The organism is Alteribacillus iranensis (assembly GCF_900113025.1).
Lineage (GTDB): Bacteria > Bacillota > Bacilli > Bacillales > Marinococcaceae > Alteribacillus_A > Alteribacillus_A iranensis.
The window spans coordinates 106,793-119,516 of the sequence record NZ_FONT01000006.1 but is presented as its reverse complement, the minus strand read 5'-3'; the positions used below and the strand labels follow the sequence as shown (position 1 = coordinate 119,516).

General features: G+C 40.2%; 13 protein-coding genes, 1 other RNA gene and 1 pseudogene. 2 read left to right on the top strand and 13 right to left on the bottom strand.

Going from position 1 to position 12,724, the window contains the following annotated elements; genetic code table 11:
* Positions 1–36 precede the first annotated feature (36 nt).
* The 11 genes and pseudogenes from BM095_RS13370 to BM095_RS13325 all read right to left on the bottom strand — a co-directional run bounded on the left by BM095_RS13370 (position 37) and on the right by BM095_RS13325 (position 9,771).
* The gene (locus BM095_RS13370; protein WP_091662830.1) at positions 37–990 is read right to left on the bottom strand and encodes a siderophore ABC transporter substrate-binding protein; all 954 of its coding nucleotides are present in this window, start codon (positions 988–990) and stop codon (positions 37–39) included.
* 31 nt (positions 991–1,021) lie between these two features.
* Entirely contained in the window at positions 1,022–1,780 is a 759-nt protein-coding gene (locus BM095_RS13365) for an iron ABC transporter ATP-binding protein (protein ID WP_091662828.1), read from the bottom strand.
* On the bottom strand, positions 1,774–2,724 hold the full coding sequence (locus BM095_RS13360) for an iron chelate uptake ABC transporter family permease subunit (protein WP_091662825.1): 951 nt from the start codon (positions 2,722–2,724) through the stop codon (positions 1,774–1,776). Before BM095_RS13360 ends, BM095_RS13365 begins: the two co-directional genes overlap by 7 nt.
* Entirely contained in the window at positions 2,714–3,667 is a 954-nt protein-coding gene (locus tag BM095_RS13355) for an ABC transporter permease (protein WP_091662822.1), read from the bottom strand. Before BM095_RS13355 ends, BM095_RS13360 begins: the two co-directional genes overlap by 11 nt.
* Positions 3,668–3,877: 210 nt before the next feature.
* Positions 3,878–5,119: an MFS transporter gene (locus tag BM095_RS13350; protein WP_091662819.1), complete on the bottom strand. Its 1,242-nt coding sequence runs from the start codon at positions 5,117–5,119 to the stop codon at positions 3,878–3,880.
* A gap of 21 nt (positions 5,120–5,140) precedes the next feature.
* Positions 5,141–5,296: a YfhD family protein gene (locus BM095_RS13345; RefSeq protein ID WP_091662817.1), complete on the bottom strand. Its 156-nt coding sequence runs from the start codon at positions 5,294–5,296 to the stop codon at positions 5,141–5,143.
* A 451-nt stretch (positions 5,297–5,747) separates the two neighbouring features.
* Positions 5,748–5,924, bottom strand: a complete 177-nt coding sequence (locus BM095_RS16635; RefSeq protein ID WP_177194825.1) for a hypothetical protein — start codon at positions 5,922–5,924, stop codon at positions 5,748–5,750.
* A 287-nt stretch (positions 5,925–6,211) separates the two neighbouring features.
* Positions 6,212–6,451: a hypothetical protein gene (locus BM095_RS13340; protein WP_091662814.1), complete on the bottom strand. Its 240-nt coding sequence runs from the start codon at positions 6,449–6,451 to the stop codon at positions 6,212–6,214.
* Between the two features lie 72 nt (positions 6,452–6,523).
* A complete protein-coding gene (gene zupT, locus BM095_RS13335; RefSeq protein ID WP_091662812.1) occupies positions 6,524–7,333 on the bottom strand; it encodes a zinc transporter ZupT in 810 nt (269 codons plus the stop codon).
* Positions 7,334–7,806: 473 nt separating this feature from the next.
* A pseudogene (locus tag BM095_RS13330) lies at positions 7,807–8,022 on the bottom strand (thioredoxin family protein); the annotation flags it as partial.
* 120 nt (positions 8,023–8,142) lie between these two features.
* Positions 8,143–9,771, bottom strand: a complete 1,629-nt coding sequence (locus BM095_RS13325; protein WP_091662807.1) for a pyruvate oxidase — start codon at positions 9,769–9,771, stop codon at positions 8,143–8,145.
* 249 nt (positions 9,772–10,020) lie between these two features.
* On the opposite strand from BM095_RS13325, the gene BM095_RS13320 reads away from it, so the two are divergent.
* Positions 10,021–10,530 carry a type 1 glutamine amidotransferase domain-containing protein gene (locus BM095_RS13320; RefSeq protein WP_091662804.1) on the top strand — a complete coding sequence of 170 codons (510 nt, stop codon included), beginning with the start codon at positions 10,021–10,023 and terminating at the stop codon, positions 10,528–10,530.
* A gap of 292 nt (positions 10,531–10,822) precedes the next feature.
* Here the strand turns inward: BM095_RS13320 and ssrA are convergent.
* Positions 10,823–11,186: a transfer-messenger RNA gene (gene ssrA / locus BM095_RS13315) on the bottom strand.
* A gap of 132 nt (positions 11,187–11,318) precedes the next feature.
* Between ssrA and yunB the strand changes: the two genes are divergently transcribed.
* Entirely contained in the window at positions 11,319–12,074 is a 756-nt protein-coding gene (yunB, locus tag BM095_RS13310; RefSeq protein WP_245757909.1) for a sporulation protein YunB, read from the top strand.
* A gap of 69 nt (positions 12,075–12,143) precedes the next feature.
* On the opposite strand, the gene smpB is transcribed toward yunB, so the two are convergent.
* On the bottom strand, positions 12,144–12,644 hold the full coding sequence (smpB, locus tag BM095_RS13305) for an SsrA-binding protein SmpB (protein ID WP_091662799.1): 501 nt from the start codon (positions 12,642–12,644) through the stop codon (positions 12,144–12,146).
* Between the last annotated feature and the right edge of the window lie 80 nt (positions 12,645–12,724).

The window sequence follows — 12,724 nt, the reverse complement described above, 5'->3', positions numbered from 1 at the left end:
AGAGCCGAAACGAAGGCTCTGCTTTTTTCTATCCTGCTATTCAATTACACTTTCTATTTCTTTCACCATTTCAGAAACAGACTGGATCCCGCCACTGGCCAAATACCAATACTCTGGATTTAAGTATACAATATTGTCATTTTGATACGCTTGTGTCTTCTCTGTTAAGTCGTTTTCTACTATTTGTTGAGCTGACGTTTCACCACCAACAACGGCTCCACGGTCAATGACAAATAAGTAATCGGGATCTTGCTGAGCGATATACTCAAACGAAACACTTTGACCGTGAGTAGAAGCTTCGATGTTTTCATCAGATTCTGGAAAGCCAAATTCATCATGAATGATGCCGAATCGTGAACCTGATCCATACGCACTAACTTTTCCATCATTGGCCAATGTAATTAATGCTTCCTGTTCCTGAGAGGATACCGACTGATGTAATGATTCCACACTTTCTTCAATGGATGAAACATGTTCTTCCGCTTCTTTCTCTTTCCCAAACAGGGTAGCCAGTGTGTTCACATTTTCTTTGAAAGAATCCATATAATTTTGTGTGTCTACTTCTAAATAAATGGTAGGGGCAATTTTACTAAGCTCTTCGAAAGACTCTTGCTGTCGTCCTGAAATAACGATAAGATCAGGAGCCATGGTAGCAATTTTTTCAAAGTCGGGTTCTTTTACCCCGCCAACATTTTCGTATTCTTCCCCCTCGTATGTCTCTAAGTAACTTGGTATGTTTTCCTTAGGAAGACCATCTATCTCTACGCCGAGAGTATCTAACGTGTCTAAGCTGCCAAAATCAAACACTACGACGCTTTCCGGGTTTTTCTCTACAGCCGTTTCACCTAGTTCGTGTTCCACCACAATTTCTTCTGCCGTGTCATTGTTCTCCTGTCCTGATGAAGAGTCCGACCCTTCTTCACCCGAGCCACAAGCAGCTGTTATTCCTAGAACAAATAACAAACTCGATATGAATCCAAAATTCTTCATACGTGTTCCCCTCTCGAAGCAAACTCTTTTCCTACGCAAAATACATACAAATTTTTCTTTGGTTGATATGCTGGATGGTCATATCCATATCGTAAATTTCCTTGAGGACTTCCCTATTAATAATTTCTTCCGTACTTCCTTCCCGAACAACTCTTCCGTCCTTCATTGCGACAATATAATCGGAGTAACAGGAAGCAAAATTAATATCATGAATGACAATAATTACTGTTTTTCCAAGATCGTCCACTAACTGACGAAGCACTTTCATAATCTGAACGGAATGTTTCATATCCAAATTATTTAATGGCTCATCTAATAAAATATACTCTGTATCCTGAGCAATAACCATGGCAATAAATGCTCTCTGGCGCTGACCACCACTTAATTGATCTAGGAACTTATCACGCAGGTCATCTAACTCCATATAGGAAATAGCTTCATTGACATGTTTCCAGTCTAGATCATTCAGCTTTCCTTGAGAATATGGAAAACGACCGAAAGTAACCAAATCTTCCACAGTAAGACGTATATTCAAAAAGTTTGATTGCTTTAAGATCGATATTTTTTTCGCTAATTCCTGGCTGGATGCAGAACCAATTTCTTCGTTTTCAACTAATACCTCACCACTGTCTTTCGCAATAAGACGGCTCACCATAGAGAGAAGCGTACTTTTTCCTGCACCATTCGGGCCGATAAATGTAGTAATCTTTCCTTTTTCAATTTCCACTGACACGTCTTCAACTACATTTTTATTACCATATTTTTTAAAAATGTTTTTTACTTTTACCATCTTTTACTCTCCTTTAGAAGCAGGTAAATAAAATAAACCCCGCCGATAAAATTGATGATGACACTCAATGTCGTCGAAAAAGTTAAGATTCGCTCAACTACAATTTGTCCCCCGATTAAAGCAACAACGCTGATAAGGATGCCCCCTATAATCAAGGGTTTATGTCTGTGCGTTTGTAAAAACTCGTAAGCTACGTTTGCTACAAGAAGTCCTAGAAATGTAATCGGTCCTACAAGAGCTGTGGATATGGATATTAATACGACTATGATGATCAGCAGTCGTTTCACTACATAGTCATAATCGACCCCTAAGTTAATTGCATGTTCTTTTCCTAAAGACAATACATCTAGATACTTAGCGAAACGCATGAAATACAGAGCTACAAGAAGGATAATAATGATTGAAAATGTAAGAAGATCTGTTGATACATTGTTAAAGCTAGCAAACATCCGATCCTGTACTACTTGGAATTCGTTAGGATCAATAAGCATTTGCATAAAAGAAGATAAACTCTCAAAAAATGTTCCAAAAATCAATCCCACTAAGAGAAGAAAATAAATATTTCGTCCCTCTCCGCGGAATAGCAGCTGATACAAGATAAGGGCAAACCCCATCATGGCACCTACTGAAAGAGCAAAGTTAATATTTTTATTAACTATTGTAAGTGACCCGGACCCAGCAATAAAGATGATGACTGTTTGTATGAGTAAGTATAAAGAATCAAGCCCAATAATACTCGGTGTTAAGATGCGGTTGTTTGTAATTGTTTGAAAGATAATGGTAGCGAATGCAATAGCAGCACCTGTGATAACAATGGCCAGGACTTTTTTTCCTCGACTGGGCAGTATGTAATCTAAGTTTCCTCCTAAACCTTGAAACATAAATATCGCAACAGCTGCAGCAGCCAGTATCGCTAGAATGGTAAGTTTCGCCTTAAGATTCATTGGCTCTGCCCCTTAACAATAAATAGATAAAGATGCCGCTGCCTATCACGCCAACAGTTAAACCAATCGATATCTCATAAGGGAATATAATAACCCGTCCGAGAATATCGCAAAATAATACAAATACTGCCCCAAGTAGTGCTGTCTGTATGAGACTCTTCCGCAGGTTATCACCTTGAAAAATAGATACGATGTTTGGCACGATCAACCCAAGAAAAGGTATCATACCAACAGTCAATACTACCAATGCAGTGACTGCGGCTACAATCGTCAAACCAATATTCACGACATGTCGATAGTTTAACCCTAAGTTTATTGAAAATTCTTCTCCCATCCCCGCTACCGTAAAACGGTTCGCAAACAAGAAGGCCAATAAAAGAATAGGCACACTAATATAAATCAGTTCATATTGGCCGGAGATGATCATAGAGAAGTCACCATGCAACCATGACCCAATGTTTTGGATTAAATCATTCTTGTATGCAAAAAAAGTGGTAATAGAATTAATGATATTTCCAAACATTAGACCAACAAGAGGGATAAACACCGTATCTTTTAATTTAATTCTCTCGAGTATTTTCATAAAAATGAAGGTTCCTATTAGGGCAAATGCAAAAGCAATCCCAGCTTTTACGATTGGTGAAGCCCCTGTGAACAACATCAAAGAAACAAGAATACCAAATCTAGCAGAATCCATTGTACCTGCAGTAGTAGGTGAGACAAATTTGTTGCGGCTCAACTGCTGCATAATCATCCCGCAAATACTCATGCTCATCCCTGCAATCAAGATACTTGCGAGCCGCGGCAGTCTACTAACTAATAATATTTCGATTTGTTCTTCAGTTAATTGGAATAGATCAAGCGGTGATACATCTTGCACTCCAATAAATACGGAAGCGAAGGATAGTATCAGCAAAGCAATTATCAGGTATCTGTTCTTCATAAGAAACCTTACTTTCCACACGCTGCGTGTTAAAATAACATTCAACAATGAAATTCATTTTCAATGATAACTATTCTCATTTTACCATTTTAAAGTGATAAGTCAATATTTTATAAACAATTCTCTCACAATAAAAACAAAATGAGACTGTTCCAGTAAAGGAATAGCCTCATTTCATCTCCTCCTGCACGGTAGGCATACGATTGACCATTAATTTTTAAAAGCGGGTTCTATAGGTGAACGTTTTCCTGAGTCCTCTGGAGTTGGCCGGATTGCGAAAAAAGTGAGAATGACCGCTAAAATACTTCCAGCAGCTAAACTATAGTAAATCCAGCCTGGCTGCTGTTCCATCATGATTGCTATAATAGGCGGCCCTGCTGCTACCCCGACATACCTCATACTCGTGTAAAAAGAGGTGATCGATCCTCTTTCTTCTTTTTCAATTCCTTTTGTAATCAAAGCATCTAAACAGGGAAGAGCAATCCCAATTCCAATACCAGCGACAGAAAGAAAAATAATAAACATGTACAAACTCATATCTTGTTTTATAAAAAATAATCCTGTTGCTGCTACACCGTTCCCCGCAAGTATAAGCCATTTCATTCTATTTTTATCTTTCCCAGCCAATTTTCCGCCAAGGTAGGATGCGCCGCATAGAAATAAAAGTGGTATAGCCAGCAGTAATCCTTTGACATACCCATCAATATGATATTGTTCCTCTAATATCGAAGAAAAGTGAAACAAGAAACCAAATAGAATAAACATTAAGATGCCACCGATAAGGAAGACGGACAATAACCAACGTTTATTATATTGAAAGGTTTCTTTTATACCGGCCAAAAATTCCTTGAGGCCTTTTTCATTTTCATCTTTTTGGTCGCCAGGAGGAACTTTCACCAGGAACATGACAAGAGCGGCTGAAATAAAAGACAAAACAGGGATAGCTACAAAAGGCATATACCAAACAATCATAGCTAACAAAGCTCCCAATATAGGGCTTAATACTTTACCAAATGTATTGGATGTCTCTATAATACCTAAACCATGACTTGCTTCTTCTTCCTCCTTGAACATATCCCCTACTGTTGGCAGAACGACGGGAAAAGCGCCAGCTGCTCCTGCCCCTTGAAGAAATCGACCTATCATAATTACTGCATAAGGACTGTTCATCTTCCATGCAGCGATAGCTGAGACAATCCCCCCAATACCAACTAGGATAAGACTAGGAACGATCACTTTTTTTCTTCCAAATTTATCCGATATATATCCCGAGATGGGAATAAGGACAATAGCGATAATTGAATAAATGGTTATCAATAAGCTGGATTGGAAAGGCGTTATTTCAATTTCACGTTCCATGAGCGGAAGAATTGGTATTAACATTGAATTTCCTAATGTCATCATTAGTGGTATAGAAGCTAACGCTGCTAGATCCCATCTCTTTTGTCCCATGTTACCCTCCACTTGTTCCACTTATTGTCTTCTATTTTTTACACGATCGTCTGCTTTTTTTGCTCTTTTTTGGGCTTCCACATCATCCGTGTCAGCAAGCTCTTCAGAATACTCAACATAACGCCCATCTGCTTCTTTTAAAGCTTTCTCTTCAGGCCCCTCACTTTTATAAGACATTTTCTTCCCTCCTTAATTTAAAGTAAAATTAGTATTTGTCTTCCTCTCTGTCCTTATCCGTGGTTTTTACGTGGAGATTTCGTGGGATCAATAATGAAGATCAAAATCAAGCTTATACTGAAGGAGCATGTTACTATGGTACAGATTTAGACCTTGGTATCCGTATTTAAAAAACCCACGATGAAGTGTTTACCTAAAAATAAAATGGAGGCTGGGACAAAACTAGAATAGTCAACTCTAAAGACGAACGATCACATGTTGAAGGAGTCACCCGTTTCATAAACGCAGTGTATCAGCGTAGTCAAAATACGTAGACTCCAGCGGGAACAGCACGAGCTGAAGATCCCGCAAGAAAGCCGTTTTCGCTTTCCGAGGAAGCTGAAGCCGTGCCCGCGGAAAGCGAAGTATTTTGACAAAGCGACAACATAAGTTGTTCGGATTTATCTTTCATTTAAATACTTTTGTCCCAGCCTCTATCAGTGTCTTTCTCTTCATAAGCGATTAAAATGATTTCCTCATTGGAAATATCCTGAATCTCGTTCTCTAAATCTGTAAGCTTTTTCAGTAACTCAGGTCGTAGCGTCGCTGCCTTGTAGCGATTAAAATCATCCGCCTGGTTATGATGCATGTTATCCCTCCTCGTTCTGCTTATTATGTGAGGAGACAACTTTCTCTATTCTGATTCAGATTTAATTTTTCTCATTAAGAAAAGAGAAAGCGTGTAAGATGTTCGACTAAGAAAACGTCACGTCCTGTGACAACATCGAACTGACCCACGTTGTGTGGGCCTCCGAGAAGGCGTGCCGCCACAGTGCGGGTTGAAGCAACCTCGAGCCGATGGCGCCTGAAGCTAGACATCACTCCATGAATGCTTTTTCAACTTAAAAAAAGGCAGGGGGGGTTCCCTGCCCTTCTTTATGCTTTTTCAACAACGTATGCTTTCTTCTCACGGTAATACTTTTCACCGTTGTCCGCTGAATGCTCAAAAAAACCATTAAATTCGTGGGTCACTACATAATGACGATCGGGATCAGTGAAGAGATCATTATCATTTGTGGACAATACAACAGCCTCCGTTGTACTCACAAAGCTGTCGAGATCTCTTGCCGGATACTGGGTGCCCTTTTTTAACGTATTTAATCCTGGTTTGGACATCTGCATCTCCTCCCTTTGTCAAACGTTGTAGTGATCATTCCCATCCTATGATTTCTTAAAAGAAGGTTTTCATCAATTCATAATTAACAGACTGAGGGCCATCACAGCCATTCCACCAATCAGACCATAAATGGATAAGTGAGCTTCATCGTATTTTTGCGCCGCTGGCAGCAATTCATCCAACGAGATAAATACCATAATCCCCGCTACTGCGGCAAAAATAATGCCAAATACCATATCATTCAGAAACGGCATAAGAAGCAAATAAGCCAACACAGCTCCAACAGGTTCAGATAGTCCAGATAAAAAAGACAGGGTAAACGCTTTTTTCTTATCGTTTGTTGCAAAGTATACAGGTACTGACACGGCAATTCCTTCCGGGATATTATGAATGGCGATGGCAACCGCAATAGCGATACCAAGAGCGGGATCTTGCAAAGCAGATGTGAACGTGGCTATACCCTCTGGGAAGTTGTGGATGGCAATAGCTAACGCCGTAAAAGTCCCCATCTTTAATAATTCTGGATCTTTCACTTTTTTGCCAACACTTTTTACTTCCTCTACTTTTTTCACTTCATGAGGATTCCCGCTTTTGGGAATAAATTTATCAATAAGAGCGATGATAAGTATTCCACCGAAAAAACCACCAACTGTCAGCCAATTCCCTGTTCCAGGGCCTGCGTATGACACTAATGCCTCTTCGGCCTTCACGAAAATTTCGATCATAGAGACATAAATCATCACACCAGCAGAAAAGCCAAGCGCGAGTGATAAAAACTTTGTATTCGTGGATGATGTAAAGAAAGCCAATATACTCCCTATCCCTGTGGCTAGTCCAGCTATCAATGTGAGTCCAAATGCGAGTAATAAATTCTCTGTCACTTTCTATTCTCCCCTGGTTTATATCGTTTAAGCGAGAATGCTCCCTCTGTCCTTTTCATTTTATTCAAGTCACTGTCCAAAAATGAGAAGAGAGAGACCCTCTGATTACACAGTATAGTGGTTAGACAATATATTTTCTGTAATGTTGACCCTTTGAAATTAATTCTCAAGGAACGAAGAACCAAGTATTAGACAATTGCGTACATTCCATACCATTAGTACATGCTCCACCCGAGAACAGGGACAGACAGCCAGCTACCGTGTAATTACTGGAAACTGCTTAATTAATCGTTAGCTATGTTGTCTAATTCCTAAAGGTCTTCTCCTACGTTTTTTTCCTTAGGGAAATAATTTATCCTTTAGGAAAACTATACGTCTATTATACCAGTTGTTTGGTTCTCTCCGAAAGAAAAAACAGTGGAGAATCTTCCCCACTGTTTCATTTACACAGTTATAATAGCAGTATTTACATGTTAAAAATTACTATATATTCGTTCGATTCGTTGTTTCAGCTCATTTACTGGTATAAAACGTGCCCCTCGATAAACTTCTTGTCCATTCATAAAGATAAAAATTGCAGGCGCTGTGAATACTTCAAGGTATCCGGCTACTTCGGTTACATGGTTAACATTGGTTTTTCTTGCCTGTACCTTTGGAAATTCTGTTAACATTTCCTCCACCTGAGGAAGTAAACTGTGACAGACTGATCATTGTTCTGCCCCTACAAACAAGAGTGATAACGGTGTATTATTTACAAAAGACCTTAGTTCTTCCATAGATGTTATGTCTTTCACGTCCATCTTCCTTCCTTATTCGTATTGGTGGGTATGACCCGGTTGAGCTTTTTCATCTTTTATCCTAACGTCTACGATAACGGGTTTTACTTCTTTCGAAGCTTTTTCAAATACAGATGACACCTCTTTGTAATGATCTACTCGATAACCTACCCCTCCACAAGCCTCAGCGAACAAAGCAAAATCCATGTTTTCTAAGTTTGTCTCATACGAAGGATTTCCTGCTTCTTCCTGTTCAGATGTAATCATTGCGATTTGTGAGTTATTTAGAATAACTACCATGATAGGTAATTCGTATTTAAGAGCTGTTAGGAAATCATGCATGATCATACTAAAACCACCGTCTCCACATACCGCGATGGACTGGCGATCAGGGTAAGCCAATTTGCCTGCTATCGCTCCAGGTAGTCCGCACCCCATTGTAGCCATCCAACTGGATATGACAAACTTGTGATGTGTAAATGGAAAGTATCTTGCCATCCATACCGTCACATTTCCAACATCAACGGATACAGTAGCATGGTCCTCGATGACTTGTGATAACTGAGATATAACGTAAGGAGCTTTCAAAGGCTCTTTACTATTGTTTACCACTTCCTCAAGATGCCTATCCCACTTCATCTTTTCTCTCTGAGAATGATTAAGAAATTCACTATTACTATTCGTCTGTATCTCCTCTAACAACAAAGTTAACGTTTCCCCTGTGTCCCCCGCTAAACCGATATGAACGGGGTAACGTTTTCCAATCACATCAGGGTTGTTATCGATTTGGATGGCAGGCGTTGACTCCGGTAAATAATCTCGATAAGGATAGGATGTTCCAATCATAATTAATATATCCGCATCTTGAACAGCATGATATGCCGGCTTCGTTCCTAAGTCACCTAACTGGCCTAAATTGTACGGATGAGTGTCTGCTAAGACGCCTTTAGATGGCAAAGTAAAAATGATCGGAGCTTTTATTTTCTCGGCAAATTTTTCTAGTTCTTGTCTCGCCTTTTTTGTACCATTTCCAGCTAAAATGACTGGACGTGTCGCATTTTCAATAGAAGTCACTGCCCTCTTCACATCGCTATCTGCTGGACGAGACATTGGGACAGAGTAAATGGAAGAAGTTTGTTCTGTCTCTTCTTTTACCATATGAGAAGTGATATTATCAGGCAGTACTAAAACAGCTACTCCGTTATAAGTATAGGCACTTCGAATAGCTTGATTCAATAATTTCGGGAAAGAATCGGGCGTCGGGACTCTTTGGTTAAATACAGCTACGTCATCGAATAACCTTGTTAAATCTACTTCTTGGAAAGCATCCATCCCTATCTCTGTCGTCGGCACTTGACCAGCTAAAACAAGAACGGGTGCCCCATCAGCTTTTGCATCATATAGACCATTTAATAAGTGTATCGCTCCTGGGCCGCCAATAGACAAACATGCGCCAATGTTTCCTGTTAGCTTAGCATATGCCGAAGCTGCAAGCGCTCCTACTTCTTCATGCCTCACCTGTATAAAATCTATCTCATTCTTCTCTTGCCTTAAATACTCTACGAACTCATTAATTGAATCACCTGGCATTCCATAAATATGATCAACGTTCCAGTCTTTTAATATCTGAGTTGCTGCTTCACCTGCCATTACATGAGACATGCTCTCTCTCCTTTTCAACCTAATGATAGACATAGCAGGGAACGATTTTCATATCCTGCTTAATAAGCAAATACCCCTCTGTATCACATATATAAACAAAACACACGCATTTTCTTTTGAATAACCTTTTCCTACTTGTATCCGTCTATCGTATGGCTTCTCTTCTATGATTGGCTCAGTGCTCTTTCCTTCACAGAACAAATAAATTTCGTTATCATTACTATAGATTCAATGAAGGGAGAAGATAATATGTCAAAACGAATTGCTGTACTAGTGACTGATATGGTTGAAGAAATAGAATTGACAGATCCTGTAAAAGCATATGAGGATGCTGGCCACAAGGCAGAAATTATTAGTGATGAGGCAGGTAAAACCATAAAAGGAAAAAATGGAGATGAACTAACAGCAGATAAAGGAATAGACGAAGCAAAGGCAAGCGACTATGATGCATTGTTAGTTCCTGGCGGTTTCTCTCCAGACCTTCTCCGGATCAATCCAAAAAACGGCGACTTTGCGAAAGCCTTTATGGAAGCTGAAAAACCAGTTTTCGCCATTTGTCACGGTCCTCAATTCCTAGTAGAGACCGATTTATTAAAAGGAAAAGAAGTAACCAGCTTTGTTTCTGTTAGGAAAGATTTAGAGAATGCAGGGGCAACTGTAAAAGACGAAGAGGTCGTTGTCGATGGTAACCTTGTTACAAGCAGAACACCAGATGACCTTCCTGCTTTTAACCGTGAATCATTAAAGTTATTAAAATAAACGTCTAACAAAAAAGACTGTATGCAAAGGTCATAACTTGATCTTTCCATACAGTCTTTTTTGTTCCTATTCCTCCCTCTAAAATGTTTCACAAAGCACCTTGCCTCTCCCGCCTTGTATTCATAAGGGCTTTGTCACCCTTTTTGAATGGGGTTTTGCCATAAACTAAGTTCTGCAATTAATATAGAGCCAAAAACAATAAGAACGAGCTACAAAAAAAGCATAAAATTTCAAAACGAAATTTTATGCTTTCCTTCTATATAATGATGATGTCTGTACTGTAAGCTATGTATGGTGGAGACGGTGGGAATCGAACCCACGTCCAGAGATATCGGCACTTAAGCTTCTACGAGCGTAGTCACTATATTATCATTCACCGTTACCTTGGCCTAGTGACGGGCCTTGGTAAGGCTAGTCTGATTAATCTCTTCTGCCAGCCTCAGACGGCGGCTGGACAGCGTAGCCCACTCATTAGTGAGACCCCGGTCACTCCACATGGGCGATGGAGAGCGGGATCCGCTAGTAACTACTTACGCAGCTACTGCGAGGTTTTGTTCTGATTTGCCAGTTATTATTGGCGTAGGCCTTTTTCGAGACTGCCTAGCTCGGCTCGCGACTTAAGCTCGACCTATCCCTGTCGAAGCCGTGTCGTCCCCGTATTTTTAGCTGGAATGCTATTATATCACAACAATATAAAAATGCAACCCATGAATTAGCTGGAGTATTAAGCTATATGAAGAATAGTACCTCTACTCCCCACATACATTGAAAACATGGGGAGGATGCCTGTGAGAAAACGTCAATTTCGTGCTCCCGCTCCACGTCCCTTATCTTTTAAAAAAGTGTTATTGATCTCTTTGCTAATATTTGGACTCCTCACCGCGCAAGGAATCTGGTTGGTGAACCAACAGATTGCGGCAACTCTTATGCATATTGCTACAATGGAAACACAAAAAATCGCAACCTCCGCCATCAATCACGCCGTATCGAAAACCGTTGAAGACGTGGACATGAATGAATTAATCGAGATAGAAAAAGATGAAGATGGAGAGATTGTCTCCATCGGATTTGACGGGACCGTGTACAATCGCGTAGTTACCAATGCGGTTAACGAGGCACAGCACTATTTGATGAAAATGGAACGGGGCCAAGTACCAGAAGGGAGCTCAGGGATTGTTGCTCATTCCACTAGTGGTGAAGAAGGTGCTCTCTACAGTATTCCATTAGGCAGAGCAACGAATAACGCATTATTAGCTCAATTAGGACCTTTAATACCTATTCAACTAACTGCCATTGGGGATGTTGATGTAGAATTAAATGAGAGCATAAAAGAAAAAGGTATCAACAATACATGGGTCCGTGTGTCCTTAGATTTAGAAGTCGATGTAGAAGTGATCATCCCCTTTGCGACGAAAACCGATGTCGTCGTGACTACTGTGCCTGTAGGAATGTTATTCATTCCTGGAAAAGTACCTGATATTTACAGCAGCAGCAATAACGAAGGGATGAATCCGGCAGTCATCCATGATGAGAGCGATCCATAGGGTTCCTTTTGGTAAAGTCCCCTGCTTCCTGAGGCGCGGGGACTTTACCTGTCATTGGCACAACCTTGGTTACTCACCTTTCATTTGTCGCCGGATAGCACGATCCATCTCACGTTTCGCGTCTTTTTGCTTTAATGCTTCGCGTTTATCGTGTTTTTTCTTCCCTCTTGCTAGTCCTAGCAGCACTTTTGCTACCCCGTTCTTGATATAGACTTTTAAAGGGACAATGGAATAGCCTGTTTGCTGGCTTTGACCAATAAGCTTATTAATCTCTCGACGATGAAGCAAAAGCTTTCGGGTACGTAGCGGATCGTGATTGTAACGATTTCCTTGTTCATAATGGCCAATGTGTGCGTTATGGAGAAAAATCTCTCCATTCTCCACCCGTGCAAAGCTGTCTTTCAAGTTCATCCTTCCCGCTCGTATCGCTTTGATCTCCGTTCCTTTCAGAACCATCCCTGCTTCAAAAGTTTCTTCAACAAAATAATCATGACGTGCTTTTTTATTTTGTGCGATTACTCTTCCTTCATTTTTTACAGCCACTAGTTCTCTACCCTTTCTTCTCGTCATGAGAAAGACAGTTTCTCCTCTTACATTTCTCTGCTCTGTTTCTACTTCTACTTATACTAGCAAATCAGTTGAAAATACGT